Below are 25,522 nucleotides of genomic sequence, written 5' to 3'. Positions count from 1 at the left end.
CCCTCGATCCGGCGGGAAACACACCCTCGCTGTCGAGGAGTTGAGGGGGAATGAACCCTTTCACCCTCTGCTGTCCCGCACTGAACGCGCCGGGCCCGGTTTCCGTACTGCACGAGAGCAAACCGTTCCCGCGTCGGCCGAGGAGACGTCCCGGATGCCCCGGATGACCGCATACCGCACCGTTCTGGCGGCCACCGCCGCCGCCCCGCTGCTGCTCACCGTCTGGGCGGCGGGTCCGGCGCAGGCGCACGGAGCGCCGACGGATCCGGTGAGCCGCGCCTACGCCTGCTCCCCCGAGGGCGGCGAGCGGGCGGGTACGGCGGCCTGCCGCGCCGCCGTCGCCGCGAACGGCACTTCCTTCGCCGCCTGGGACAACCTGCGGATCGCGAACGTGAACGGCCGGGACCGGCAGACTGTTCCCGACGGCGAGCTGTGCAGTGGCGGCCTGCCGGCCTACAAGGGCCTCGACCTGACCCGCACCGACTGGCCGTCGACGCGCCTCAATCCGGGCGCGTCGATGACGATGACGTACGCCTCGACGATCCCGCACACCGGCACGTTCAAGATGTTCCTGACCAAGCCCGGCTACGACCCGTCGAAGCCGCTCACCTGGTCCGACCTGCCGTCGCAGCCCTTCGCCGAGGTCAAGGACCCGGCGTTGACGGGCGGCGCGTACCGCCTGCCGGCGAAGCTGCCCGCCGACCGGACCGGTCGCCATGTGCTGTACACGATCTGGCAGAACAGCAGTACGCCGGACACCTACTACTCGTGTTCCGACGTGGTGTTCCCGGCGGCCGCGAAAGAGAAGACGAAGGAGCCGGGTACGCCTTCGCCCTCGCCGTCCGTGACCGCGGGCGCGAAGACCTCCGCGAGCGCCTCCTCGAGCGCCCGGCCCCGGACGGCGACACCTTCACCGACGCCGTCGAAGGCGAGCCCCGACACCACTCCCGTGGCCTCCACACCCACCGCGGACTCCGGCCCTTCGGCCCCGCTCGTGGCGGGCGGCGCCGCCGCGGTGCTGGTGATCACCGGGGGCGCCGCCCTGGCGCTGCGTCTGCGTCGACGCTGAACGCCGTGCGCGCGAAGGTCAGTTGACGAAGACCGCCGCGCCGTCGGAGGTGGCGACCGGGGCGTACTTCGCGGTCCAGAAGCCGCTGCTCGGGCAGAGCGAGGAGCCGGAGCTCCTGGTGAACTGCTGGTTGGCGAACTGGATGCTGTTGTCGGTGTTGGAGGCCGCGCCGGTGAGGCTGCCGTTCGTCGCCTGGTAGACACAGGTGACGCTGCCCAGCAGGGTCCTGAGCACGACGGTGGTCTGGATGGCCCCTGCACTCCCCGGGGCCACGGTGACGGTGCCGTCGGAGGCCACGGTGGTGGTGTACGCCAGGTTGTTGACCGTGACGCTGTTGACGCCGAGCACACCCACGTTGTTCGAGGTGCAGTTGCTGAAGGTGTGCGCGGTGAGCGACTCGGACGCCGTGCCGGGAGCGGCCGGGTTGCTGTCGACCGTCGCGGTGAACTGCGAGGTGGTGCAGGTGATGCCCGTGGTGCCGGTCGCGCTGGAGTAGAGCGTGGCCGTGGTGCCGCTCGCCAGGGGTGCGGTGAGCGTGGTGCCGTCGGCGACGGCGTCGCCGCCCGCGGATCCGGTGGTGAGGACGTTGTCGGCGGCCGACGCCGGGGAGATCGCCGGGAGGGTGAAGGCGGCGAGGGCGGCGGTGAGGGTGAGCAGGGTTCGCGTACGCATGCGGGGGTGCCTCTTTTCCGAGGTGGGGGGCCTGAAAGGGGTGCGAGGACGCGACTCGGCGTCCGCCGGCACCGGCTCGTCACGCCTTCTCCGTACGTGACGGACCGGCAACGGCAGCCGGCCGGTGACCGGCCGGAGAACCGTGGGGTGGCCTCCGGCCGGGCCGGGCGGAAAGGCACTCGGCACGGACCGAGGGGGGAAGCGACCGTGTGGGTGCCTGGGAGGAGGCGGGCACAGGAGGTGCCCGGTACGGACAGGACGTCCGGGAGACGCGGGCAGTGCCGCGTGACGGATCCGGCGCCACGGATCCGGGTGAGCAGTGAGAGTTGTAGACCTGATGGTCAGTCAACGTCAAGGAAAAACCGGGTAGTTGACGATCGTTCAATGGTTTTTTCCGGGACGCTGAAATCCCTTGACGCACAGGTGGGGCACAACCGGCACCCTTTTTTCACAACTCCCTTGACCCTCGAATGTAACCCCGGGTAACTTCCTCAGCGGCTACTGCGGAGTAGCGAGAAAGCCCTTGCGCCCGCCGGGAGTTGTGAGGGTCGCGCGCCGCATGCGCTGTCCGCGCCAGGACAACGTGCCAGTGAGATGCCAGACCGCACTTTCTATGCACCTGGGAGCAGACATGGCCTCGTCCTCGGACGTCTCGTCGTCCGCCGACAACACCCCCGAGAACCCGGAAAGCGGTTCCTCGCCCGACCCCGTCAGACGTGGACGGGTCCGGGGCCGCCGGGCCGCCGTGATGGCGGTGCCGGCCACGCTGGTCGCCGCGACGCTCGCGGTGCTCACCGCGGAGGGCGCGCTGGGCGTGCAGTTCGCGATCTCCGGGATGCCGTTCACGGTCACCGCCAAGGAGCTGAACGGCACCGGGTTCGAGCAGTTCGGCGCACTCGACAACATGGCGCCGGGCAGCCCCAACGAGGGTGACACCGGGGGGCAGGTGCTGGTCGTGACCTCCGCGATCAAGAGCGCGACCCTCGACAGCCTGTGCCAGAGCGTCGACCTCGGCGGCACCAACCTGCTCATCAAGGCGGGCAGCGGGTCGCAGAAGGTGACGGCGACCGACCTGACCACCGACTCGACGGAGCTGTCGGGCGACGCGTCCTTCACCAACATCGAGATCGGCAACGACGCCAGCACCCTCACCAAGGCCGGGGTCAAGGGTCCGATCGGCGTCTTCAGCCAGCAGTCCGACACCGTGCGCATCGCCAACCTGCGGCAGACGAACTACGCGACCACCGCAGCGGTGTTCAAGCTTCCGGGTCTCAAGCTCAGCTTCAGCAGCACGGGTTGCTGATGTCGGACACTCCAACTCCACGAACCGGAGTGCGGTCGGCCTTCCGTGCCTGGCGGGCCGACCGTCCGTTCTGGGGCGGGCTGTTGCTCACCCTGGGCGGGGCCTGGATCCTGCTCACCGAGAAGGCGTCGCTCAAGGTCATCCTGCACATCGGCATGCAGGGACTGGCCGGCTATCTTCTGCCGGCGCTGATGGTGGTGCTGGGGCTGCTCATCCTGTTCAACCCCACCCAGCGCCTCTTCTACTCGATCACCGGGGTTCTGCTCGCCCTGGGCACCTGGCTCACCTCCAACCTGGGCGGCTTCTTCATCGGGCTCCTGCTCGGTGTCGTCGGCAGCTGCATGACCTTCGGCTGGCTGCCGGACCAGGAGCCGCGCATGAGCCGCCGCAAGCGGCGCAAGGCCGCGCGGGCGGCGGCGCCACAGGGCTCCGCCAAAGAACAGCCCGCCTGACCCCGCCCCACCACCGACTCCCTCTGAGCCACCGGCTGCCCACCCCGACCCACCTGAGGTGCGCGGGATGAACAGCCGGTGTTTCAGGGGGAGTTCGCGTGTGGAGGGCTGGTCAGCACACCGCAGGCCGCCGCTGGGGACGGCGCACCGTCGCGGGTCGCTCACCGACGCACCGCGGTAAGGGCATGCCGCACCTGGCAGTGGACATGCCGGTACGACCGGAGGGGTTGGGCCGGTCCGTGCGGGGACACCGCCGCGGACCGCGATCCGGAGCGGCACGCCGTCGCGGCCGCTCCCCGCGGCAGCGCGCCGAGGCGCGACGAACCTGGCACCGGACATTCCGGGCGGCCTGAGGGTGAGCTGGTTCGCGGGGGCGAGGCGATCCTGGGCCGGTACGTCGCCGTAGGCAGCGACGCTGCCCGGTGCACCGCCACAGGTGCGAATCGATGCCGGTTAGCGGGCGGTCGGGGGCGCCCCGGGTCAGGTCGTGGGGCCCGCCGCCTGTGTGGTGGCCGGTGGCTCCGTCGCCGCGGCCGTGGTGTCGTCGTCCTTCAGCGCCTTCGCCTCGCTCTTGAGGATGCGCATGGACCTGCCGAGCGCTCGCGCGGTGTCGGGCAGCTTCTTCGAGCCGAACAGCACGATGACGACTATCGCCACGATCAGCAGGTGCCAGGGTTCCAGTCCGTTACGGAGCACGGCCGCGACCTCTTTCTCCGGAGTTCTTCTCAACTCACTCTTACGTCGGTCGAGCACACTTGCCCCGGCCGCCCGTCGGGTGACGGTTGCTGTGGTGCGCAACTTTACAACTCAGGGCGAACATGACAAACCCCCGCAATACGCAAGAGGGCGCGCATGACGATCACCAGCACGCGAAGGCCCGCGCCCCCGCGGCACAGGCAGAGCGGCCGCCGCCGGGCCGCACGTCGCCGGGGCCGCCGGATACGCCTCGCGCTGCTGATCTGCCTCTCCGTACTGGTGCTCGCGACCGCCGGCGCCGGCTGGCTCTATCTCAAGCTGGACGGCAACATCAGCACCTTCGACGCGGGCGGCCTCTCCGACCACCGCCCCGACGCGGCCTCCCAGAAGGGCGAGAACGTCCTGCTGATCGGCTCCGACGCCCGCACCGACGGCAACGACAAGCTCGGCGGCGGCGACAAGGACGACATCGGGCGCTCCGACACCACGTTCCTGCTGCACATCTACGCCGACCACCAGCACGCCCTCGCGGTCTCCATCCCCCGCGACACCCTGGTGGCCATCCCGCCGTGCGAGCTCCCCGACGGCAGCTGGACGAAGACCCGGACCGACACCATGTTCAACGCCGCCTACTCCGTCGGCGACACCACCAAGGGCAACCCGGCCTGCACCCAGAACACCGTCGAGCAGCTCACCGGGCTGCGCGTGGACCACACCGTCGTCGTCGACTTCAAGGGCTTCGCCCGGCTGACCGAGGTGGTGGGCGGGGTGAAGGTGTGCCTCCCCCAGGACGTCTATCAGAACGACCTCAACCCCAACCGCACGACCCCGGGCAAGCGGCTCTTCAAGAAAGGCGAGCAGACCGTCTCCGGGCAGAAGGCGCTGGACTACGTCCGGATCCGGCACGGCATCGGGGACGGCTCCGACATCGGCCGTATCAAGCGCCAGCAGGCGTTCGTCGCCAGCCTGCTCAAGGAGGTGAAGAGCAGGGGTCTCACCCCGACCAGACTGCTGCCGCTCGCCGACGCGGCCACGAAGTCACTGACCGTCGACTCGGGTCTGGGCACGGCCGACAAGCTCATCTCCTTCGCCATGGCGCTGAAGGACATCGACCTGCACAACACCAAGTTCGTGACCGTGCCCTGGCGGTACGAGGGGTCACGCGTCGCGATCGTGCAGCCGGACGCGAGCGAGCTGTTCGCCACGCTCAAGGCGGACCGGACGATCGACGGCAAGAACGCCGGCGGGAAGAAGAAGGCGGCGCCGACCGCCTCCGCCTCCCCCGTCTCCGGGGCCGGGATCGACGTCTCCGTCTACAACGGCACCACGGTGACCGGCCTGGCCGCGCGGGCCGCCGCGACGCTCACGTCGGACGGGTTCACGGTCACCGGTACGTCGACGGCGGCCACGCAGGACCACACCGGCACGTCGGTCGAGTACGGTCCCGGCGAGCTGTCCCGGGCCCGTACCGTCGCCGAGGCGTTCCCGGGTGCCGAGCTGGAGTCCGTCACGAGGGCCGGGATCAGCGTCGTACTCGGCCGGTCGTACGCCGCCACCCTCACCGCGACCCCGACGGCCGTACCCACCGAGGTCGCGGACGGCGCGCGGTCCGCGGATGACGATCCCTGCTCGAATCTGACGTACGGATGATGTCGTCGGGAGGCCGGACACCTGCGAGGGCGCGGAAGAGTTCCGGTCCGGAGAACATCGCCCTGATCAGCCCGATGGTCTGCGGGACGACCAGGGCCGCCACCGCGCCCTGCACCGCGCGGAAGCCGATCAGCACGCCGGGCGTGGGCGCCAGGGCGCAGGCGATCGAGGCGAGGGTGAACCCGATGACGCCCAGGACGAAGACGCGACGCCGGCCGCCGATGTCGCCCAGTCGCCCGCCGGTGATGAGCAGCACCGCGAACGGCAGGGTGTACGCGGTGCCGAACCACTGCACGACGGTCGTGTCCAGCAGGTTCATGGCCTCGCCGAGCAGATCGAGGATTCGTTCCGTCGAAGGCTCCGAGGATCGTGATTTCTCAGGTGGGCGCACAACTGCCGCGCGTTTGATGGGAAGTTGAACCTTGAACTCGTATTCCACGCGACGGGAGGGGCACATTGCCCGCCAACGGACGGCCCACCGACCGCATCGACACCGAGACCGCGCACGCCGCTCGGATCTACGACTACATCCTCGGCGGCAAGGACCACTACCCCGCCGACCGGGAGGCGGGCGACGCCATGTGCCGCGAGTGGCCCGCGATGCCCGTGCACATGCGGGCCAACCGCGACTGGATGAACCGGGCCGTGCGGTGGCTCGCCGCCGAGGCGGGGATACGGCAGTTCCTGGACATCGGCTCCGGCATCCCCACCTCGCCGAACATCCATGAGATCGCCCAGTCGGCGGCCCCGGACGCACGCGTCGTGTACGTCGACAACGACCCCCTGGTCCTCGCGCTCTCCGAGGGCCTGCTGAACAGCACACCGGAGGGCAGGACGTCGTACGTCGAGGCGGACATGCGCGACCCGGCGGCCATTCTCGACTCCCCCCAGTTCCGCGAGACCCTCGATCCCGGCGAGCCGGTCGCGCTGACGGTCATCGCGATCGTGCACTTCATGCTGGACGAGCACGACGCCGTGGGCATCGTCCGCCGGCTCCTCGAACCGCTGCCCTCCGGCAGCTACCTGGCGATGTCCATCGGCACCGCCGAGTTCGCCCCCGAGGAGGTCGGCCGCGTCGCCCGTGAGTACGCGGCCCGCGACATGCCGATGCGGCTGCGCACCCACCCCGAGGCCGCCGAGTTCTTCGCGGGCCTCGACCTCGTCGCCCCCGGGATCGTCCAGGTCCACAAGTGGCACCCGGACGGCACGGACACGGAGACGATCCGGGACGAGGACATCGCGATGTACGGAGCGGTGGGGCGCAAGCCGTGACCCCTTCCACGAACAGGCCGTGGCCGTTCACCACAGAGTCCCCACGCTTTACGGCTGGTCCGCACCTGAACATCACGAAGCGGCACCGACAACTCACATAAAGTCGCTGCTCACTTGACTACCGACGGCCTCACGCGATTGGCTCCGGCGAGTGAGAGTCACCCGGACGGCGCACGACGCATCGAACGTCTGCCGGGTGCTCCCTCTCGCCGTTCCTCCAGCTCGGCCGCACAGCGAGGTGCCGCACCATCATGATCACTCCTCCCCCACCTCCCGTCTCCCCCAGACGCGTTGCCGCCCTGGCCGCCGCCGTCTGTCTGCTGGCGGCCGGCTGCTCCGCATCCGGTGACACGTCGGACTCCGCCGCCTCCGCCGGCAAGGCGGACGGAGCCGGGCTCAGGATCGCCCTGATCACACACGCCCCCGAGGGCGACACCTTCTGGGACCTGGTGCAGAAGGGCGCCCAGGCGGCCGCCGCCAAGGACGGCATCGAGCTGACCTACGCCGGCGACCCCGACGCGGCCGGACAGGCCGAACTGGTGCGTGACGCGATCCGCGAGAAAGTGGACGGCATCGCGGTGACCCTCGCAAAACCGCAGGCGATGCGGCGACCCGTCGCCGCCGCCAAGGCGGCCGGTATCCCCGTGGTCGGCCTCAACTCCGGTATCGACTCCTGGCAGTCCGGCGGGCTGCTGGAGTTCTTCGGCCAGGACGAGAGCGTGGCCGGGCAGGCCGTCGGCGACAAGCTGGACGACCTCGACGCCGAACACGCGCTCTGTGTGATCCACGAGCGCGGCAACGTCGCCCTGGAGGCCCGCTGCGCCGGGCTGAAGAAGACCTTCGCCGGCGAAACGGAGAACCTCTATGTGGAGGGCACCGACACCAAGGCCGTCGCCGCCGCGATCACGGCCCAGCTGCGGCAGGACCCGACGGTCGACGAAGTCGTCACGAACGGCGCGCAGTTCGCGCTCACCGCGGTCGCGTCGGTGAAGGACGCGGGCAACAAGGCACGCGTCGCCACGTTCGATCTCAACAAGGACCTGGTGAAGGCGGTCAAGAGCGGTGCCGTGGAGTTCGCCGTGGACCAACAGCCCTACCTCCAGGGGTACCTCGCGGTCGACTCGCTGTGGCTGTACCGGACCAACGGCAACGTCAGCGGCGGCGGTGTGGCCCCCGTCCTCACCGGTCCGGCGTTCGTGACCAAGGCGAACGTGGACGCGGTGGCAAGGTTCGCGGCCAACGGCACACGCTGACCGGCCGGATCACCCCCTTCCTCTCCCTCTCCCTCGGTATTTCCCACCCGCTCACCCCGCTTTTCCCACCCCCTCCCTGCTCATCGCCTAGGACGACGAATGTCTCCACGGACAGGTGCCCGGCGCCGTCTCGGCTCCATACGTCTCTCCCTGATCCTGCTGGCCCTGGTGCCCAGCGTCGCGCTCACCGCCCTGTGGGGTGTGACGACGACGCAGATGTTCACCGAGGGCCTGCGGCTGCGCGGACAGACCGAGTTGAGCCGGTCGACCGGTGCCATGGGCACCGACGCGACGCTCGCCCTCCAGCGCGAACGCAGCCTGTCGGCGGCCCTGCTGGCGTCACCGCGCGGCTCCCGGGCCGCGCTGGACGCGCAGCGCGCGGAGACGGACCGGGCGGTCGCCAAGCTGGTCGGGCAGTCCGACGCGATCGCCAAGGCGCCGTCGCGTATCTCGGACCAGCTGTACTCGGTGCTCGGATCGGTGGGCAGCCTGGAGTACTACCGGGACCAGGTCGACGACCCGACCGACATCACCCCCGCCCAGGTGCTGGACCAGTACAGCTCGATCATCGACGACCAGATCCACGCCTTCCAGGAGCTCTCCCAGGTCGACGACGGCGACCTCACCTCACAGGCCGGCCCGCTGGTCGCGCTGGAGCACGCGGCGGAGCTGGTCTCGCAGGAGGACGCGCGGCTCACCCTGGCCTGGCCGACCGGGCACCTCGGCGAGAAGGAGTGGATCGGGTTCGCGCAGCTGGTCGACGCCCACCGGTGGCTCGTCGAGGACCAGATCGTCCCGCAGTTGAGCGGCAGCGCGAAGACACAGACCGAACGGATCCTGCAGGGCCCCGAGTGGCGGACCCTGACCGACATCGAGGACCAGGTGCTCGCCGCGCGGACGAGGGCCACCGACGGCAAGGTCGTGCTGCCCGACGCACAGAAGAAGTGGACCGCCGCGCTGGACAAGGTCGCCGCCGCGTACACCCGGCTGATCCAGGACCAGACGTCCGGACTGCTCGACCGCAGCGCGGACAAGGCGGACAGTCTGCTGCTCACCGCCGCCTCGCTGAGTGCGGGCGGGCTGTTCGGGCTGCTGCTGTGCGTGGGCATGTCCTGGCGGATCACCCGCTCCCTGTCCCGGCGGCTGCACGGCCTCCGGGAGGCCACGCTGAGCCTCGCCGAGGAGCGGCTGCCCGACGTGGTGTCGCGGCTGGAGCGCGGCGAGACGGTCGACGCGGATCTCGCGGCGCCGCCGCTGGACTACGGCAGTGACGAACTCGGCGCGGTGGCAAGGGCGTTCAACAAGGCGCAGCGTACGGCGGTGCACACGGCGATCGAACTCGCCGACACCCGGCGCGGCTTCCAGAAGGTGATCCTCGGCATCGCCCGGCAGAGCCAGAACCTGGTCAACCTCCAGCTCACCAAGCTCGACGCGCTGGAGCGCCGGCACACCGATCCCGAGGTCCTCAAGGGTCTGTACGAACTGGACTCCACGGCCAGCCAGTTGCGGCGGTACGAGGAGAATCTCGTCGTCATCAGCGGTGAGCGGCCGGGGCGCAGCTGGCAGGAGCCGGTCGCGCTGATCGACATCCTGCGCAGTGCGGTGGGCGAGGTCGCCGAGTACCAGCGGGTGGAGGTGCACACCGAGGAGGACGTGTATCTCGCGCCGCCCGCGGTGGCCGACGTGATCCATCTGCTGGCCGAGCTCATCGACAACGCGACCGTGTACTCGCCCGCGCCGGCGCCGGTCACGGTGCAGGCCTCGTCGGTCGCCAAGGGCCTGGCCGTCGAGGTCGAGGACCGTGGCCTCGGCATGTCGGAGGAGGACTACGCGTCCCTCAACTCCCAGTTGGCGGTGCCCCCGAAGTTCGACGTGGTCGCCCTCGCCGACGACCTCCGTCTCGGCATGTTCGTCATCGGCCGCCTCGCCACCCGCCACGGCATAGCGGTCACCCTGCGCCCGTCGCCGTACGGCGGCACGACGGCGATCGTGCTGCTGCCGCAGGAGATCGTCGTACGGGACGTCGCGGACACCGATGTGCCGGGTCCACGGGACGCGACCGGGCCGGGCACGACCTGGGGCACGACCGCGAGCCGGGCCCGCATCGGGACGGGAGGCCCCGTCCGGCACACCGACGAACCCGCTGCGGCGGGTGGCACCCCTGAACTGACCCACGCCGCCACGGGAGTCGCTGTCCGGGGCGGCACCGCGGACAGCGACGAGTCCGGTACGCGGCGGGGTGCGACCACGGAGGCTCTTGAACAGACGAACGCCGACGCCGGAGCCCTCGTCCAGCGCAGCATCACGGAAGCCGACGGACCCGGCGTGGAGCAGGGCGCCCTCGAACCGGCCAGCACCGACGCCGAAGGGCTCCTCCGACACGGCGACTCGGGGACCGACGGAACCGATGGGGCGCGGAGTGCGACCACAGGGGCGGCTGAACTGGCCGACTCCGATGCCGGAGTCGCTGTCCGGCACGGCAGCACGGACGCCGGCACACCCGGGGTGAAGCCGGGTGCGACCACCGGGGCTCCTGGACAGGCGGACGTCGACGGCCGAGTGCCCGTCCGGCAGCGGCGTACGGAGGGCACGGCACCCGACAGGCAGGTGCGGGACGCCGAGGCCTCCGTCCCGCCTCTGCCCGCGCGCCGACGAGGCGCACAGGGCGACTCGGAGCACTCCCGCGCGGGTGAGACCGACCGGCCGGGAGGGCTCAGGGTCCCTGGTGACGTGGGTCGTGCGGGCGAGGTCGGGCACCCCGGGCGCCGCCCCGGCATGGCCCCGCTCCCCCGCCGGGTCCCCCAGACCAGCCTCGCCGTCGAGCTCCGCGAGGACGCCGCGCCCGCCGAACAGGAGGGATCGGACGAGGAGTTCACCGCGGAGCGCGCCGCCTCCTCACTCGCCGGCTTCCAGCGCGGCACGTTCCGCGCACGGGGCGAGGACGCCGAGGCGTCGGACGGCCAGGAACCGGAAAAGCTCCACCCCCAACCCTCCACCCCCACCGATGCGCCGTACGGTCAGGAGGAAACAACCGCACCGGACAACCCCGGCCCCCAGCCCCCGGCCACCGGCACGGACACCCCCGCCGACCGCTGACCTCCCCACCCCTCTCTCCGACCGCCGCCTCTTTCACCCCCCGCCGCCGCCCGCCGACGAAGGACGCCCTCATGACACGCCCCACCCCCGCCACCCACACCCAGCTCGACCAGTTGCTGACCGGACTCGTGGAGCGGGTCGCCGAGGTGAACCATGCCGTCGTGCTGTCCGAGGACGGGCTGGTCGTCAGTAAGTCGACCGGGTTCCTGCGTGATGACGCCGAGCGGCTGGCCGCGACCGCGTCCGGGCTCATGAGTCTCAGCAAGGGCGTCAGCATGGACTTCCGCGGTGGCCCGGTGCGGCAGGCGCTGATCGAGATGGCGCACAGCTATCTGATCCTCACCTCCGCCGGCCCCGGCGCCCACCTCGTCGTGCTCACCAACCAGGGCGCCGACGTCGGTGTGGTCGCGTACCAGATGAACATGCTGGTGAAGAAGATCGGCGAGCACCTCAGCGCCGCACCGCGGGCAGGCGTCGGCCCCACCGCCGACTCCGGCGCGTGAGGTGAGCGGAGGCGATACGGCGGGCCGTCTCGTACGGCCGTTCGCCCTGACCGGCGGACGTACCCGCCCCAGCCGCGCCGACTTCACCCTCATCTCGACGGTGACCGCGGTGGACCCGCCGCCGGTCCGGGCCCCCCGCCCGCAGCCGGAGCACCAGCGCATCCTGCGCCGGTGTGCCGAGCCGATCGCCGTCGCGGAACTCGCCGCTCTGCTCGACCTTCCGATGAGCGTGATCGTCATCATGCTCTGCGACCTGCTGGAAGCGGGCCGCATCACGGTCCGCCCGCCGCATCCGGTCGCCCCCGGCGTCGACCTGGATCTGCTGCAGAAAGTGAGGGACGGTCTTGGCCGACTCTGACACCATCGCCCGGCCGGCACCCGACACGGTCAAGATCCTGATCGCCGGAGGGTTCGGCGTCGGCAAGACCACCATGGTCGGCTCGGTCAGCGAGATCGCCCCGCTGCGCACCGAGGAGTCACTGACCGCGGCGGGCCTGGGCATCGACGACCTGAACGGCATCGAGGAGAAGAAGGCCACGACCGTGGCCCTGGACTTCGGCCGCATCACCATCAGCCGGGATCTGATCCTCTATCTCTTCGGGACCCCCGGCCAGCAGCGGTTCTGGTTCATGTGGAACGACCTGGCGCTGGGCGCCCTGGGTGCCGTCGTCCTCGTCGACGTCCGCCGCCCGGAGTCCAGCTTCGCCGCGATCGACTTCTTCGAACGCCGGGGCATCCCCTTCGTCGTCGGCGTCAACGGCTTCCACGGCGACCACCCCTACCCGCCCGGCGAGATCCGCGACGCGCTCGCCCTGCCGGACCATGTCCAGGTCCTGCTCTGCGACGCCCGCGACCGCGAGTCCTCCCGGGACGTACTGATCGCTCTCATCGACCAGTTGATCGCCACCGCGGTCCGGTAGCGGGCCGGCGCTCCGCCGACGGACGGCGCGGGTGCCCTCCGTGTCGGAGGGCACCCGCGCCGGTTCGTCCGTGGTGGGGCGTCAGGACAGTCCGGCCGACTTCAGCCAGGCCTGGGCGACGTCCAGCGGGTCCTTGTTGTCGAGCTGCACCTGGGAGTCGAGGTCCAGGAGCGTCTCCGTGTCCAGCTTGGCGGAGACCGCGTTGAGCGCGTCCACGCCTTCCTGGGAGAGGCCGGACTTGTAGGCCAGCGGGGTCACGTTCGCGAAGCCGAAGAGGTTCTCCGGGTCCTTCAGGACGACGAACTTCTCCTTGGTGATGGTCGGGTCGGTGGTGAAGATGTCCGCGGCCTGCACGGTGTTCTTCGTCAGCGCCGCCTGGGTCAGCGGGCCGCCGGCGTCGAGCGCCTTGAAGGACTTGAACTCCAGGCCGTACACGGACTTCAGGCCGAGCAGGCCCTGCTGCCGGGTCTGGAACTCGGGCGAGCCGCCGATGACCAGCTCGGGTGCGGCGTCCTTGAGGTCGGCGAGTGTGGACTCCGCGGTGAGGTTGTACTTCTTCGCGGTCGCCGCGTTGACGCTGACGGAGTCCTTGTCCTCGGCGGGCGACGACTCCAGCAGCGTCAGCGTGCTGTCGAGCTTCGTCTTCACCGCGGCGTTCACCGCCTCGGCCGTCTTCTGCTCGGCCTTGGGGTCGAGGTAGGACAGCAGCGAGCCGTTGTACTCGGGCAGGACGGTGATGGAGCCGTTCTTCAGCAGGCCGTAAGTGGTCTCGCGGCTGCCGATGTTGGGCTTGTAGGTGACCTTGATGCCCTTGGCCTTGAGGGCCTCGCCGTAGATGTCGGCGAGGAGGATGCTCTCGGCGAAGTTGTTGGAGCCGACGACGACGGTGTCGCCGCTGCCGCTCCCCTTGTCCTCCTTGAGCGGGTCGGAGGTGTCGTCGGAGGAGCCGCATCCCGCCAGCAGGGCCGCGGTGGCGGCGAGCGCGACGGCGGCTACGCCGGGATGCTTCCGGATGGACCTGCTGCGTGGGGCGTTGGAAGTCACGATTCCCGTTCCGGGCTGTGTGGGCTGATGAGAAACAAGCTCTGACACTGATCCAATCCAGCCAGTTCTCGGTCAGTCAAGTGCACCCTGGTCACCAATTGGCGTCAATGCGCGACCGGTTGTGAAAAGGCGCCAAAGCCCCGTCATCCAGGTGCCGTCCCGTTGTAACGGATTCTTGACTCAGGGTGGCATGATCGATCTTCCGAAGAGACGGTAGTCTCCGGGTCGTTGGCGTTCGGACACACTGGCGTGCCGGTGCCCCATTGGTGCATTTCGACACCATCCGACACGATCAGAATCGGTCACGTGAGGTCTTCGCGCGCCGTCATCCCCCATGAAGGAGGCCTGGTGTCCACGAGCGAGTCGGCTCCGCCTTCGGCCCCGGGTGGCATACGAGGCTTCGCCGATCGCCGGCCGTTCCGGCACAAGCTCAACGTGCTGGTCGGCGTCCCGCTGACGGTGGTCGCGGTCCTGCTCGCCTACCTCATCACCGACCAGGTCCAGCAGTCCTCGGAGGCGGCCGACGCGGCACGGCTCGTGCGCACCAGCACCGAGGTCGCCACGCTGGTGGACCGGCTGGAGGCCGAGCACCAGCAGGCCATCCTGCTCTCCGTGCGGCACGAGGCCACCAACGACGGCGGCACCCCCTCCCAGACCCCGTACCGCAAGGCGCAACTGGCGGTGGACAACCAGGTCAAGGAGGTCCGCAAGGCCTTCGGTGACCGGCTCCCGGCGGACGAGGCCCGGGCCCTGCGGGAGATCGAGGGCCTGGAGAGCCTGCGCAACACCATCGAGCAGGCGTATCTGCCCGCCGACAACATCGACCCCGCCTACACCAGTGCCGCCAAGGGCCTGATCGACGGCCTCGGCCTGGACCGCAACACGGCGCTGGCGACCACCTTCACCGGCAACCTGCTCGACTCCCTGCTGCGCGCCGACGCCGCCCACAGCTCCTTCGAGACCGGTGTGTTCTCCGCGACGACCGGTGACTCGAACGCGCTCATCGAGTTCATCGGCGCGATCGGCTCCTACGACGAGTACACCCACCAGGCCGACCGGTTCGCGCGCTTCGCCACCGAGGAGCAGACGGAACAGCTCGCCGGGATCGAGCACAACACCCCGCAGGCCGCGATCAACCGGCAGTTCGCCGAGCTCCAGATCGACCCCAGCTCCCTGCAGGCCGACTCCCCCGCCGAGATCCGCCGGATGTTCGGGACGGCGCTCGACGCGTACCCCTCCTACCGCAAGCAGGCCGCGATCCGGCTGGGGATCACCACCGCGCTGATCGACCAGATCGCCGACCGCGCCGACCGCGCCTCCGACGAAGCCCTGCGCAACGCCGTCCTGCTGCTGGGCCTCGCCCTGCTCGGCTTCGTCATCTGGCTCGCGTTCTCGGTGGTCGTACGCCGCTCCGTGGTCCGCCCGGTCCAGTCCCTGACCCACGCCGCGCAGCAGGTCGCCGAGGACGCCGAGCGCGAGCTCGCCCGGGTGGCCGACGACGACGCCGAGGACGACCGTCCGACGCAGCTGCGGGAGATGCCGGCCACGGCACGCGACGAGATCGGCGATCTCGCCGAGGCCTTCAACCATGTGCAGACCACCGCGGTCGCGCTCCTGGAGCGTCAGGTGCTCAGCCGCCGCAACGTCGCCGAGATGTTCGGCAACGTCGGCCGCCGGGTCAGCAACCTGACCACCCGGCAGCTGGCCCTGATCGACGCGGTGGAGCGCGGCGAGACCGACCCCGAGCTCCTCGAACGCCTCTACAGCATCGACCACATCGCCGTCCGTCTGCGCCGCAACGCCGACAGCCTGATGCTGCTCGCCGGCATCCGCGAGACCGTCCTGGACGCCGGGCCGATCGCGCTGACCAATGTCGTACGGGCCGCGCTCGGCCAGATCGAGGGCTTCCAGCGGGTCCAGCTGCTCGCGCGGACCGAGGTCGCGGTGGCGCCCGACATCATCGCCGACCTGACCCTGATGGTGGCCGAACTCGTGGAGAACGCCGTGTCGTTCTCGCCCGCGGACAGCCCCGTCGAGGTGTTCGTGCAGAACTCCGCCGAGGGCGCGGCGATCGTGGTCGCCGACCACGGCCTGGGCATGGACCCCGAGCGGCTCGACGAGGAGAACGCCCGTATCGTCCGCCGTGAACGTCTCGACCTGGTGCCCTCGAAGGTGCTCGGCCTCTTCGTGGTCGGCTCGCTGGCGCGCCGCTGGGACATCGACGTCGCCCTGTCCCGCACTCCGGGCGGCGGTGTCACTGCCGAGGTGACCCTCCCGCAGTCGCTGCTGCTGACGGCGGCCGCGGTGCAGGCGGCGGCACCGACCACACCGGCGGCGGCCACGGACGACTCGGGCCCCCGGCCGCCGGTCCCCACCGACGAACACGACGGGCCCCTCCCGCGCCGGGTACGCCGCGAGGAGGACCCGGCCGCTCCGGACGGGGACGGCCTGCCCTTCATCCCCAAGGCCCGCGCCGAGGAACCGGCACCCGCCGACGACGCCCCCGGCTCTGCCCGCCCCCTGCGCCGCCGCGTCCGTGGAGCCACCCTGCGCACCACGGCCGACGCCGCCCCCGCGAGCACCCGCCAGGCACCCCGTCCCGCCGACGCGGAGGCCGTCCGCAGCGCCCTCGAGGAGTTCGAGGCCGCGGTGGAACGCGCCCACCGCGACAGCGACACGGAACAGACCCCGCACCAGACCCCCCGCAAGCACGACCAGAACCACCTCCCGGAAGGAGCGGATCAGTGAGTACGTCGACAGGTGATACTCCGACGGGAAACACACCGGCCGAACTGAAGGCCGCGGCAGCCGACTTCACCTGGCTGTTGAATCGTTTCGCCACCGAGACCGCGGGCGTCGTGGACGCCATCGCCGTCTCCTCGGACGGACTGCTCATCGCGGTCTCCGAACTGCGTGAGCACGCCGACTCCGAGCGCCTCGCGGCGATCGTCTCCGGCATCACCAGCCTGGCCGCCGGCGCGTCCGGCAACTACGGCCTGGGCGGCCTCAACAAGGTCATCATCGACCTGGAGGGCGGCCACGTCCTGGTCTCCGCCATCGGCAGCGGCGCCGTCCTCGGCGTGGTCACCGACAAGGAGGCCAAGCTGGGCAACATCGCCTACGAGATGACGCTGTTCGCCAACCGGGCGGGCAGCGCGCTCAGTCCCCAACTGGTGCTGGCGCTGAAGAACAGCGTCGGCTCCCCGTCGGCGCTCTGACCGGGACCGGGACGGACACGCCATGGCGGACGGCTCCTCAGCCCCGGGGCAGGACCCGGTCGGGCCCGCCTCCGCCGTGCGGCCGTTCCTGGTCACCGCCGGCCGGGTGGCGCCCAGCGCAGCCGGCCGGCCGATGCCCGTCGAGACCCAGGTGGTGGCCACCGTCGAGGGTCTCGAGGCGCTCGGCGGGCTCTCCTTCGAGCAGCACGACATCGTCGCCGCCTGCCGTCTGCCGCAGTCCATCGCAGAACTCGCGGCCCGGCTGCGGCTGCACCTCAACGTGGTCCGGGTCCTCGCCGAGGACCTGCGCACGGAGGGGCAGCTGACGGTGCATGTGCCCGACTCCGACGACACGCACGACGCTTCCGTCCTGCGAAGAGTGATCGATGGCCTGCGCGCCATCCCCGACTCCCGAGGGGTACTCCGTGACTCCGACTGAACCGGCCACCCTCGACGGGTCCGGTCCGGCAGCCGCCGTGCGGCCACCGCTCCCGGTCAAGATGGTGATCGCGGGCGGCTTCGGCGTGGGCAAGACCACCGCCGTCGGCGCCATCTCCGAGATCGAGCCGCTGACCACCGAGGCGGCCATCACGGAGGTCGCGGCGGGCGTGGACGACCTCACCCACACCCCGCGCAAGACCACGACGACGGTCGCGATGGACTTCGGCTGCATCACCATCGACCCGACCCTGAAGCTGTATCTGTTCGGCACGCCCGGGCAGGAGCGGTTCGGCTTCATGTGGGACGACATCGTCGAGGGCGCGCTGGGCGGCCTGGTCATCGTGGACACCCGCCGTCTCGACGACTGCTACGCCGCGGTCGACTACTTCGAGCACCGGCAGATCCCGTTCGCGGTGGCCGCGAACGCGTTCGACGGAAAGGTCGAGCACACGCTGGAGGAGGTCCGCTGGGCCCTCGACGTCGCGGACCACGTCCCGGTCGTGATCTTCGACGCCCGTGAGCGCGGCTCGGTCCGGGACGCCCTGCTCGTCGTACTCGAACTGGCCCTGGCCCGTACGGAGAGCTGACGCGGGGCCACGGAATGGGCAGGCGGGCACGGGGGTTGTCCCCTGACATGACCCATGACGAGCGCACCATCACCAACCCGCCCGCCCTGCACGACCCGACGCCCTTCGGCTACAGCCACGCCGTCTCGGCACCCGGCGAACTCGTCTTCGTCGCGGGGCAGTACGCCTCCGACGCCACCGGCGCCCCGGTGCCGGGCGACTTCGCGGAACAGGTGGAGCTCGCCTTCGACCGGCTGGGTGCGGCCCTGGAGGGCGTCGGCCTCGGCTTCGAACACGTCGTCCGGCTGGGCTCGTTCATCGTCGACCACGACCTCACCAAGCTGGAGATCCTCGGCAAGGCCCTCCACGCCCGCTTCGGCGACCGGCTCCCGGCCCAGACGCTCAGCGGGGTCGCCGCCCTCGCCCTGCCGGGCATGCTCTTCGAGGTGGACGCGGTGGCCGTCCGGCCGGTCCGCTAAGCGCTCCGCTGGAAATGCCGCGATGGGTTGCGGTTCGCCTGCGGCGCCGTCGTGGCTGTTCGCGCAGTTCCCCGCGCCCCTTCAGGGCGCTGCCGAACCGTAGTTGACTCCGCCCGGGCTACTCAAGCGCTCCGGCGCACCCCCCGGGACACGGCGGCCCTTCCCACCGCCCAGAACACCGCGAGGGTGAGCAGCGCCAGTCCCGCGACCAGCGTGGCGCCGCCGACGACCTTCTCGTAGTTGCGCTGGTAGAGCCCGTCCACGATGTAGCGGCCGAGGCCGCCGAGACTGACGTAGGCCGCGATGGTCGCCGTGGAGACGATCTGGATGGCTCCGGAACGCAGGCCGCTCAGGATCAGCGGAAGCGCGGCCGGGAGTTCGACCTGGAAGAGGACCCCGGCCTCGCTCATGCCCATGCCCCGCGCGGCGTCCACCGAGGAGGGGTCGACGGTGCGCATCGCCTCGTACGTCGTGACCAGGATCGGCGGGATGGCGAGGATGACGAGCGGGGCCATCACGTTGACCAGGCCGAAACCCACCAGCAGGGTGAGCAGTACCAGCAGGCCGAAGGTGGGCAGGGCCCGCCCGGCGGTGGCGATCAGGGAGAGGACGGTCCCGCCGCGCCCGTAGTGGCCGGTGACCAGTCCGACCGGCAGGGCGATCGCGGCGGCGATGAGCAGGGCCTCCAGGGTGTACTGGAGGTGCTCCGCCACCCGCGTGGGGATGCCGTCGTAGCCCTGCCACTGGGCGCTGTCGTTGAAGAAGTTGCCGATGTGGGTGAGCAGGTTCACCGTGCTGCCTCTTCCAGGACGGGGGCGGCCTTCCGCTTCCTGCGCTGCGGGCGCGGCATCCACGGCGTCAGCAGACGGCGCAGGAGCACCAGCGCGGCGTCGGCGAGGATCGCGAGGGCGGCCATGGACAGCACGGCGTTCACGGCGAGTTCCGGCCGGTTGTAGATGTTGGCGTCGTTCAGCAGGTTGCCGAGGGCGCCCTGGTTGCCGATGAGGGTGCCGACGCTGACGAGGCTGACGCTGGACACGGTGGCGACCCGCAGCCCCGCGATGATCGCGGGCACGGCGATGGGCAACTGGACCTGGACGTAACGGCGTACGGGTCCGAAGCCCATGGCCTTCGCGGCGGCGAGGGTCTCCTGCGGGACCGAGCGGACGGCGTCGACGACGGCCGGGACCAGGACGACGAGGCTGTAGACGGTGAGCGGGATCATCACCGTCAGCTCGGTCATGCCGGTGTAGTCGATGAGCAGCACGAAGAAGGCCAGCGAGGGGATGGCGTAGAGCACGGTCGTCACCCACAGCACCGGCGGGTACAGCCAGCGGAAGCGCACGCACAGCTGGGCCAGCGGCAAGGAGATCAGCAGTCCGGCGAGCACCGGCAGCAGGGCCTCGCGCAGATGCAGACCGACCAGGCCCAGCCAGCTGTGCTGGAGGTCGCTGGGGATGTCGAACATACGGTCCCAGTTCATCCGGCGACCTTCGCGTCCGTACGCCCCTGCGCGTGGGCGCCGCGGATGGCCTCCGCGATGGTCTGCTGGGAGACGACCCCGGCGACCTTCCCGTCGGCGTCCACGGCGACCGCCCACCCGGTGGGCGAGAGCACCGCACAGTCCAGCGCGGCCCGCAGCGAGTCGGTGCCGGCGACGAACGGCCGCCCGTGCGACAGCAGTCGGCCGACCTCGACCTCGCCCGCCGTCAGGTGCTGCGGCTCGCTCCAGCCGAGGGGCTTGCCGTCGGTGTCGGTGACGAGGAGATAGGGGGCGTCCACGATGTCGCGCGCCCGCTCGGCGATCTGCTCGGCGGTGGCGTCGACCGCGACGACCGGTCCGCTCGACAACTCCAGCCCCGCGGACGGGAAGAAGGAGAGCCGGCGGATGCCGCGGTCGGCGCCGAGGAAGTCCTCGACGAACGCGTCGGCCGGGTTCGTCAGCAGCTCGGCGGGCGGCGCGTACTGGGCGAGCCTGCCGCCGGTGCGCATCACGGCGACCATCGTGCCGATCTTGACGGCCTCGTCGATGTCATGGGTGACGAAGACGATCGTCTTGCCCAGCTCCTCCTGAATGCGGAGGAGTTCGTCCTGGAGTCCCTTGCGGACCACGGGGTCGACGGCGGAGAACGGCTCGTCCATCAGCAGCACCGGCGGGTCGGCGGCGAGCGCCCGGGCCACGCCGACGCGCTGCTGCTGGCCGCCGGAAAGCTGGTAGGGGTACCGCTTGGCGAGCGCGGCGTCGAGTCCGACCCGCTCCATCAGCTCGCGGGCCCGCTCCCGGGCCTTGTCCTTGCTCCAGCCGAGGAGACGGGGCACGGTGGCGATGTTGTCGATGATGGTGCGGTGCTGGAAGAGACCGGCGTTCTGGATGACGTAACCCATGGACCGGCGCAGGGTGTTGACCGGCTGCCGCAGGATGTCCTGGCCGTCGAGGAGGATGGTGCCCTCGGTGGGCTCGACCATGCGGTTGATCATCCGCAGGGTGGTCGTCTTGCCGCAGCCCGAGGGGCCGACGAGGACGGTGATCGAGCGGTCGGGTATCTCCAACGAGAGCCGGTCGACCGCCACCGTGCCGTCCGGGTACCGCTTGGTGACTGAATCTATCCGTATCAAAACGCCGAATACCCTTCGGGTCTGGCCGAGGTGGACCGCTTTCGGCCGTGGTGGTACGGGCCATTGCGGGTGAGTCTAGACCGACGGTGTTGACGCACTTCAGCGGGCACAATCCGCCGGAGCGGCCGGAAAGCACTGTTGACCGGGCAGGGCGCGCGTACTGTCATGGAGTTCGCACGCATCCGACCGTCCATGACGAGGAGCGCGATGTGAGTGAGCGGCCCAGCGCCTGTCCGGTGCGGTGCCCCGTCGCGCGTCCGCCGCACGCGAGTGACCGAAACGGTTCGGCGGCGACCGCCTTCGTCCGCCGGGCCCGGTGAGCGGCCGTGGCCTCCGGCGGAGCGGCCGCGGGTGGCGGTTCCCGAATACCCTCCTCCCTGCCCGGCCGGCCCGGGTTCGATCCGGCGGTGCTGGCCCGGGGGCGGCTGCTCCTGGCGCTCGCCGACGACGCCCGGGGACGTGACGCGGCCGACGAGGCGCGGACGCTGGCGCTGCGGGCGGCGGCGGACTTCGAGACCGGCGTAAGGCTCACCGGCCGGCACAGCGCCCCCTCCGCCGTGCGCTGCCGGGCCCTGCTGGACCTGGCCGAAGCGCGTGCCGTGGCCGCCGGTGACACCGGGCATCCGGGGGTCCTGGAGGCGCTGGAGCGGGCGGTGGAGGCGGTCCGCGACCAGGGCCCCGCGTTACGCGTGCCGGCCCTGCGCCGGCTGGCCGAGGCGCGCACGGCCCGCTACCGGCACACCGCCGAGTCCGGCGCCCCGTCCGGTACATCCACCCCCCGCTTCCCCAACGACCCGCCGTAGGTGTGAAACGTGCCGCGCGCAACGTCCGCTTCACCGGCCGCGACGCGATCCTGGAGGAGGCTGCATGCCCTCTTCGAGCGCGGCCGCCGCAGCGGCGCGCGGGTGGCGCTGCGTGGCCTCTCCGGCGTCGGCAAGAGCCAGATCGCGAACGAGTACTCGCACCGCGTCGGCAACTACTACGACATCGTGTGGTGAGTCGGCGCCCGCTTCCGTGCCCCGTCACGCGAACAGTTCGCCCAGCTCGCCCCGCGACTCGAACTGCCCGTCAGCCAGGAGCTGGGCGCGCGGATCCGCTCGGTCCACGAGGCACTGCGGGCAGGGACGCCGTAGAAGAGGTGGCTGCTGATCCTGGACTCGGCCGACGACATGGAGCAGATCGAGGACCTGCTGCCGGAGGGCAACGGCCATGTCCTGATCACCATGCTGACCCAGGACTGGGCGGCGTCCGGTAATGCCACCGAGATCGAGGTGCAGACCTTCAGGCGGCCCGAGAGTGTCGCCTACGTCCGCCGACGCGCCCAGCGACTGTCCGATGCCGAGGCCGACGAGCTCGCCGACGCCGTACAGGACCTGCCACTGCTGCTGAAGCAGACCGCGGCCTGACTGGACGCCCACGCGATTCCGGCCCAGGACTACATCTCGATGATCCGGCGTGGCAACACCAGCCAGATCGGTATCCGAATCTCCTCCGAGCACCGCCTCTACCACGGCTTCCTCATCAGCACGCTGACCGAGAAGCGCCGCGAGGCCCCGTCGGAGGCCGCCTGCAGCACGTCCTGAAGGTCCACAGCCGCTGCAACCTGGCATGTAGTTACTGCTACGTCTACGAGGGCGCCGACAACAGCCGGCACGGATCGCCGAACACAGCGTGGCCCACGGGCTGACCTCTTTACAGATCAACCTGCATGGCGGCGAGCCCCTGTTGGTCGGTGTGAAGACCCTGGTCGGCTATGTCGCCGCCGTGCGGGAAGCGGTCGGCGCGAGGTGCCGGGTGGACGCCAGCGTGCAGACGAACGGCACCCTGCTCACCGAGGACCGGGTGCGTCGGCTGGCCGACGCGGGGATCGGTGTCGGGGTGAGCGTGGACGGCGGCAACCCGTGGCTGAACCGGCACCGCGTGAACCACGCCGGACGCTCCTCGTGGGCCGCTGTCTCTGCCGGGCTGGAAGTGCTGCGGAGACATCCGGAGGCGTACGCCGGGATCCTGAGCGTGATCGACCCGGACTCCGACCCCGTCGAGGTGTACACGTCGCTCGCCGCGCTCGGCCCGCCCTCCATGGATCTGCTGCTGCCGCACGCCAACTGGGCACATCCACCGGCCGGGACAGGACCCCACCCGTACGCCGACTGGCTGATCCAGGTCTTCGACCTCTGGTTCGACTCCACCGGACAACTCGTCCCAATCCGGCTGTTCCGCGAGATCATCGGGCTGCTGCTCGGTCTGGACGGCGGGGCCGAGGCCGTGGGGAACTCGCCGATGGTCGCCGTGGTCGTCGACACCGACGGGGCGATCGAGCAGGTGGACTCGCTGAAGACGGCCTACGAGGGCGCACCCGCCACCGGACGCGACGTCTTCCGGCACTCCTTCGACGACGTCCTGGACCATCCCGGCGTCGTCGCACGGCAGTTGGGGCGCCGGGCCCTGTCCGACGACATCGGCATCCAGATCTCCCCCGACTACCCGATCGGCTTCCAGACCAGCTGGGCCATCACCCTCGATTCCCTGGAGCGGGAGAACCCCAGGACTGCTGAACTGCTGCGGCTGTTCGCGCTGTTCTCACCCGGCTCGATCCCGGTAGGCCAGCTCCAGCGCGCCCGCCCCGGAGATCTGCCGCCGCATCTTGCGGAACTGGCCACCGACCCGGTGCGCTGGCAGCTGGCTCTGACCCGGATCTCGGAGTCCACCGCCGTCCGCATGGACTACGCCCGGTCCTCGGCCGGCAGCACCGACAGCGTCTCCGCCGTCGAGAGCGCGGAGATGCACCGCCTCTACCACCGGTTCCTGCGCCGCACCCTCTCCCCCGCCGACCGGACCGCACTCTCCGCCGTGGCCTGCCGGGTGCTGGTCTCGGCCGACCCCAAGCGCCCCTGGGACAAACCCACCTGGCCGACGTACGCCGCACTGCTGCCGCATCTGTCTCCGTCCGGTGCGCTGGAGAGCCCGGAGGACCCGGTGCGCGAACTCGTCCTGCGCTGCATCGAGTACCTGCGGCTGCAGGAGGATGCGAGTGCCGGGCTCACGCTGTGCGAACAGGTGCTGGCGCGCTGGCGAGGGCGGCTGACTCCCACCCATCCGTCGATGCTGATACTGGTGCACCAGCAAGCCAACATGCTGCGGCGCTGTGGCCGTTACCGGGAGGCGGAGGCCGTCGGGCGGTCCGTGGCCGAGCAGCTCGCGTACGAGCGTGAGCCCGACGACGCGGATCTGCTGCGGGCCAAGACGGGGCTCGGCGGCTCCCTGATGGCGCTGGGCAGGTTCGGGGAGGCGCATCAGCTCTTCGACCAGGTGTGGCGGGCGTACGACGCCCTGGAGGGGCCGGAGGTACCCCGCACCCTGAGTTCGCTGCACAATCTCGGTGTAGCCCTGGGGCTGCTGGGCCGCTATTCGGAGGCGACGTCCGTCCGTCACCAACTGCTCGTCCAGCGCGAGCGGTTGCTGCCGACGAACCATCCCCTGACCCTGTTCAGCGCCCTCACCTACGCCCGTGCGCTGCGCCTGCAGGGGCGACACGAGGAGGCCATCGAACTTCAGGACGCCAATACGGAGCTGTACCTGCGGACCATGGGCAAATATCACGCGCAGACCCTGGACGCCCTGCATAACCAAGCCCTGTGCCTGCTTCGTTCGGGCGACGTCCCGGCCGCCGGGGACCTGCTGCGGGACCTGGTGGAGCGGTGCCGGCAACTGCAGGGCGCGCGACATCCGATGACGTTGATGATCAAGTCGGACCTCGCGTCCTTCCTACGCTCGTACGGCGATCCGGCCGAGTCGGCCCCGCTGGTCGAGCTGGTCGCCGCGGACTACCGGAATCTGCTCGGCGACGACCACCCCAACACCGTGGGCGCGCAGGGCAATCGCGGGCTGACGCAATGGCGACTGGGTGACCATGACGCCGCCGGGGGCCGGATCGAGCAGGCGCTACGCGGGATGCGGGCCACGGTGGGCGGCGCCCATCCGTGGACCTTGGGCTGCGCCCTCAACACGGCCGCGGTGCAGCACCTTTCGGGGCGGCGGGAGGACGCCGCCGCGCTGCGCGAGGACACCCTGCGGCGGGCGCGGCAGGTCGTCGACGAGGGGCATCCGCTGTTGCTGGCCTGCGCGGAGGCACTGACGACGGCGGCCGACGATCCGCCGGGCTGGAACTTCGAACCGCAGCCCATCTGAACTGCCTTGCGGGTGCGAGGCCTGGGGTCCCGCATGGCGCCACTGTGCGCAGCCTGTGAGTCCGCTGATTCTCACTCTTCCCTC

At 70.6% G+C, this 25,522-nt stretch carries 27 protein-coding genes; 20 read left to right on the top strand and 7 right to left on the bottom strand.

The features are described 5' to 3' along the window. Window positions 1–154 precede the first annotated feature (154 nt). On the top strand, window positions 155–1,069 hold the full coding sequence (locus OHU89_RS37490) for a lytic polysaccharide monooxygenase (RefSeq protein WP_405649383.1): 915 nt from the start codon (window positions 155–157) through the stop codon (window positions 1,067–1,069). 18 nt (window positions 1,070–1,087) lie between these two features. Here the strand turns inward: OHU89_RS37490 and OHU89_RS37485 are convergent, their stop codons facing one another. Continuing rightward, entirely contained in the window at window positions 1,088–1,741 is a 654-nt protein-coding gene (locus OHU89_RS37485; RefSeq protein ID WP_405649382.1) for a Tat pathway signal sequence domain protein, read from the bottom strand. Window positions 1,742–2,372: 631 nt separating this feature from the next. Here OHU89_RS37485 and OHU89_RS37480 point away from each other — a divergent pair. Both OHU89_RS37480 and OHU89_RS37475 read left to right on the top strand, forming a co-directional pair. After that, entirely contained in the window at window positions 2,373–3,044 is a 672-nt protein-coding gene (locus OHU89_RS37480; RefSeq protein ID WP_405649381.1) for a DUF6230 family protein, read from the top strand. After that, window positions 3,044–3,496: a DUF6114 domain-containing protein gene (locus OHU89_RS37475; protein WP_405649379.1), complete on the top strand. Its 453-nt coding sequence runs from the start codon at window positions 3,044–3,046 to the stop codon at window positions 3,494–3,496. The genes OHU89_RS37480 and OHU89_RS37475 overlap by 1 nt, the downstream gene beginning before the upstream one ends. Before the next feature lie 480 nt (window positions 3,497–3,976). Here the strand turns inward: OHU89_RS37475 and tatA are convergent, their stop codons facing one another. Further along, window positions 3,977–4,192, bottom strand: a complete 216-nt coding sequence (gene tatA / locus OHU89_RS37470; RefSeq protein ID WP_405649378.1) for a Sec-independent protein translocase subunit TatA — start codon at window positions 4,190–4,192, stop codon at window positions 3,977–3,979. Window positions 4,193–4,348: 156 nt separating this feature from the next. On the opposite strand from tatA, the gene OHU89_RS37465 reads away from it, so the two are divergent. Next, the gene (locus OHU89_RS37465) at window positions 4,349–5,842 is read left to right on the top strand and encodes an LCP family protein (RefSeq protein WP_405649377.1); all 1,494 of its coding nucleotides are present in this window, start codon (window positions 4,349–4,351) and stop codon (window positions 5,840–5,842) included. Here the strand turns inward: OHU89_RS37465 and OHU89_RS37460 are convergent. Next, the gene (locus OHU89_RS37460) at window positions 5,751–6,161 is read right to left on the bottom strand and encodes an MFS transporter (RefSeq protein ID WP_405649376.1); all 411 of its coding nucleotides are present in this window, start codon (window positions 6,159–6,161) and stop codon (window positions 5,751–5,753) included. The genes OHU89_RS37465 and OHU89_RS37460 overlap by 92 nt on opposite strands. 137 nt (window positions 6,162–6,298) lie before the next feature. On the opposite strand from OHU89_RS37460, the gene OHU89_RS37455 reads away from it, so the two are divergent. From OHU89_RS37455 to OHU89_RS37430, 6 genes are all read left to right on the top strand, one after another. Continuing rightward, window positions 6,299–7,114 carry an SAM-dependent methyltransferase gene (locus OHU89_RS37455; protein ID WP_405649375.1) on the top strand — a complete coding sequence of 272 codons (816 nt, stop codon included), beginning with the start codon at window positions 6,299–6,301 and terminating at the stop codon, window positions 7,112–7,114. Window positions 7,115–7,365: 251 nt separating this feature from the next. After that, window positions 7,366–8,367: a substrate-binding domain-containing protein gene (locus tag OHU89_RS37450; protein WP_405649374.1), complete on the top strand. Its 1,002-nt coding sequence runs from the start codon at window positions 7,366–7,368 to the stop codon at window positions 8,365–8,367. Between the two features lie 99 nt (window positions 8,368–8,466). Beyond that, the gene (locus tag OHU89_RS37445) at window positions 8,467–11,463 is read left to right on the top strand and encodes a nitrate- and nitrite sensing domain-containing protein (RefSeq protein WP_405649373.1); all 2,997 of its coding nucleotides are present in this window, start codon (window positions 8,467–8,469) and stop codon (window positions 11,461–11,463) included. Window positions 11,464–11,534: 71 nt separating this feature from the next. Next, complete coding sequence (locus tag OHU89_RS37440) at window positions 11,535–11,966, top strand: roadblock/LC7 domain-containing protein (RefSeq protein WP_046263356.1); 432 nt, start codon at window positions 11,535–11,537, stop codon at window positions 11,964–11,966. A gap of 1 nt (window position 11,967) precedes the next feature. Beyond that, window positions 11,968–12,324 carry a DUF742 domain-containing protein gene (locus OHU89_RS37435; RefSeq protein WP_307024535.1) on the top strand — a complete coding sequence of 119 codons (357 nt, stop codon included), beginning with the start codon at window positions 11,968–11,970 and terminating at the stop codon, window positions 12,322–12,324. After that, the gene (locus OHU89_RS37430; protein WP_405649372.1) at window positions 12,311–12,886 is read left to right on the top strand and encodes a GTP-binding protein; all 576 of its coding nucleotides are present in this window, start codon (window positions 12,311–12,313) and stop codon (window positions 12,884–12,886) included. The genes OHU89_RS37435 and OHU89_RS37430 overlap by 14 nt, the downstream gene beginning before the upstream one ends. 81 nt (window positions 12,887–12,967) lie before the next feature. Here the strand turns inward: OHU89_RS37430 and OHU89_RS37425 are convergent, their stop codons facing one another. Then, window positions 12,968–13,930, bottom strand: coding sequence for an ABC transporter substrate-binding protein (locus OHU89_RS37425; RefSeq protein ID WP_405649371.1), 963 nt, complete (start codon window positions 13,928–13,930; stop codon window positions 12,968–12,970). 348 nt (window positions 13,931–14,278) lie between these two features. Between OHU89_RS37425 and OHU89_RS37420 the strand changes: the two genes are divergently transcribed. From OHU89_RS37420 to OHU89_RS37400, 5 genes are read left to right on the top strand one after another with little or no spacing between them, the layout of a single operon-like run. Then, on the top strand, window positions 14,279–16,678 hold the full coding sequence (locus tag OHU89_RS37420; RefSeq protein WP_405649370.1) for a sensor histidine kinase: 2,400 nt from the start codon (window positions 14,279–14,281) through the stop codon (window positions 16,676–16,678). Beyond that, window positions 16,675–17,148 (top strand): roadblock/LC7 domain-containing protein, encoded by a 474-nt coding sequence (locus OHU89_RS37415; protein ID WP_046263351.1) that lies wholly within the window; start codon window positions 16,675–16,677, stop codon window positions 17,146–17,148. Before OHU89_RS37420 ends, OHU89_RS37415 begins: the two co-directional genes overlap by 4 nt. Window positions 17,149–17,170: 22 nt before the next feature. Further along, window positions 17,171–17,587 (top strand): DUF742 domain-containing protein, encoded by a 417-nt coding sequence (locus OHU89_RS37410; RefSeq protein ID WP_266886725.1) that lies wholly within the window; start codon window positions 17,171–17,173, stop codon window positions 17,585–17,587. Beyond that, window positions 17,574–18,176 carry an ATP/GTP-binding protein gene (locus OHU89_RS37405; RefSeq protein WP_046263349.1) on the top strand — a complete coding sequence of 201 codons (603 nt, stop codon included), beginning with the start codon at window positions 17,574–17,576 and terminating at the stop codon, window positions 18,174–18,176. Before OHU89_RS37410 ends, OHU89_RS37405 begins: the two co-directional genes overlap by 14 nt. A gap of 47 nt (window positions 18,177–18,223) precedes the next feature. After that, on the top strand, window positions 18,224–18,634 hold the full coding sequence (locus tag OHU89_RS37400; RefSeq protein WP_405649369.1) for a RidA family protein: 411 nt from the start codon (window positions 18,224–18,226) through the stop codon (window positions 18,632–18,634). A 122-nt stretch (window positions 18,635–18,756) separates the two neighbouring features. On the opposite strand, the gene OHU89_RS37395 is transcribed toward OHU89_RS37400, so the two are convergent. The 3 genes from OHU89_RS37395 to OHU89_RS37385 are packed head-to-tail and all read right to left on the bottom strand — an operon-like array spanning window position 18,757 to window position 21,250. Further along, a complete protein-coding gene (locus OHU89_RS37395; protein WP_405649368.1) occupies window positions 18,757–19,425 on the bottom strand; it encodes an ABC transporter permease in 669 nt (222 codons plus the stop codon). Then, window positions 19,422–20,117 (bottom strand): ABC transporter permease, encoded by a 696-nt coding sequence (locus tag OHU89_RS37390; protein ID WP_405649367.1) that lies wholly within the window; start codon window positions 20,115–20,117, stop codon window positions 19,422–19,424. Before OHU89_RS37390 ends, OHU89_RS37395 begins: the two co-directional genes overlap by 4 nt. Continuing rightward, complete coding sequence (locus OHU89_RS37385; protein WP_405649366.1) at window positions 20,114–21,250, bottom strand: ABC transporter ATP-binding protein; 1,137 nt, start codon at window positions 21,248–21,250, stop codon at window positions 20,114–20,116. The genes OHU89_RS37390 and OHU89_RS37385 overlap by 4 nt, the downstream gene beginning before the upstream one ends. A gap of 326 nt (window positions 21,251–21,576) precedes the next feature. Between OHU89_RS37385 and OHU89_RS37380 the strand changes: the two genes are divergently transcribed. From OHU89_RS37380 to fxsT, 5 genes are all read left to right on the top strand, one after another. Further along, on the top strand, window positions 21,577–22,053 hold the full coding sequence (locus tag OHU89_RS37380; RefSeq protein WP_405649365.1) for a hypothetical protein: 477 nt from the start codon (window positions 21,577–21,579) through the stop codon (window positions 22,051–22,053). A gap of 9 nt (window positions 22,054–22,062) precedes the next feature. Next, window positions 22,063–22,248, top strand: coding sequence for a hypothetical protein (locus tag OHU89_RS37375; RefSeq protein ID WP_405649364.1), 186 nt, complete (start codon window positions 22,063–22,065; stop codon window positions 22,246–22,248). 171 nt (window positions 22,249–22,419) lie between these two features. Further along, window positions 22,420–22,656, top strand: coding sequence for a hypothetical protein (locus OHU89_RS37370; RefSeq protein ID WP_405649363.1), 237 nt, complete (start codon window positions 22,420–22,422; stop codon window positions 22,654–22,656). Between the two features lie 39 nt (window positions 22,657–22,695). Next, complete coding sequence (locus OHU89_RS37365) at window positions 22,696–22,833, top strand: hypothetical protein (protein WP_405649362.1); 138 nt, start codon at window positions 22,696–22,698, stop codon at window positions 22,831–22,833. An 88-nt stretch (window positions 22,834–22,921) separates the two neighbouring features. Further along, window positions 22,922–25,438, top strand: a complete 2,517-nt coding sequence (gene fxsT / locus OHU89_RS37360; RefSeq protein ID WP_405649361.1) for an FxSxx-COOH system tetratricopeptide repeat protein — start codon at window positions 22,922–22,924, stop codon at window positions 25,436–25,438. The last annotated feature ends 84 nt before the right edge of the window (window positions 25,439–25,522 follow it).

Origin of the sequence: Streptomyces sp. NBC_00019 (assembly GCF_045041015.1) — a bacterium.
Classification (GTDB): domain Bacteria; phylum Actinomycetota; class Actinomycetes; order Streptomycetales; family Streptomycetaceae; genus Streptomyces.
Note: the sequence above shows the minus strand (reverse complement) of the source record. Positions and strands in the feature narration are given on the sequence as shown.

What these genes read in the sequence shown, in the direction of transcription:
- OHU89_RS37440 (WP_046263356.1), top strand. Translation starts at nt 11,535, where the DNA reads ATGACACGCCCCACCCCCGCCACCCACACCCAGCTCGACCAGTTGCTG.
- OHU89_RS37370 (WP_405649363.1), top strand. Translation starts at nt 22,420, where the DNA reads ATGGAGCAGATCGAGGACCTGCTGCCGGAGGGCAACGGCCATGTCCTG.
- OHU89_RS37490 (WP_405649383.1), top strand. Translation starts at nt 155, where the DNA reads ATGCCCCGGATGACCGCATACCGCACCGTTCTGGCGGCCACCGCCGCC.
- OHU89_RS37485 (WP_405649382.1), bottom strand. Translation starts at nt 1,741, where the DNA reads ATGCGTACGCGAACCCTGCTCACCCTCACCGCCGCCCTCGCCGCCTTC.
- OHU89_RS37465 (WP_405649377.1), top strand. Translation starts at nt 4,349, where the DNA reads ATGACGATCACCAGCACGCGAAGGCCCGCGCCCCCGCGGCACAGGCAG.
- OHU89_RS37410 (WP_266886725.1), top strand. Translation starts at nt 17,171, where the DNA reads ATGGCGGACGGCTCCTCAGCCCCGGGGCAGGACCCGGTCGGGCCCGCC.
- OHU89_RS37480 (WP_405649381.1), top strand. Translation starts at nt 2,373, where the DNA reads ATGGCCTCGTCCTCGGACGTCTCGTCGTCCGCCGACAACACCCCCGAG.
- OHU89_RS37390 (WP_405649367.1), bottom strand. Translation starts at nt 20,117, where the DNA reads ATGAACTGGGACCGTATGTTCGACATCCCCAGCGACCTCCAGCACAGC.
- OHU89_RS37400 (WP_405649369.1), top strand. Translation starts at nt 18,224, where the DNA reads ATGACCCATGACGAGCGCACCATCACCAACCCGCCCGCCCTGCACGAC.
- OHU89_RS37475 (WP_405649379.1), top strand. Translation starts at nt 3,044, where the DNA reads ATGTCGGACACTCCAACTCCACGAACCGGAGTGCGGTCGGCCTTCCGT.
- OHU89_RS37460 (WP_405649376.1), bottom strand. Translation starts at nt 6,161, where the DNA reads ATGAACCTGCTGGACACGACCGTCGTGCAGTGGTTCGGCACCGCGTAC.
- OHU89_RS37450 (WP_405649374.1), top strand. Translation starts at nt 7,366, where the DNA reads ATGATCACTCCTCCCCCACCTCCCGTCTCCCCCAGACGCGTTGCCGCC.
- OHU89_RS37445 (WP_405649373.1), top strand. Translation starts at nt 8,467, where the DNA reads ATGTCTCCACGGACAGGTGCCCGGCGCCGTCTCGGCTCCATACGTCTC.
- OHU89_RS37365 (WP_405649362.1), top strand. Translation starts at nt 22,696, where the DNA reads ATGATCCGGCGTGGCAACACCAGCCAGATCGGTATCCGAATCTCCTCC.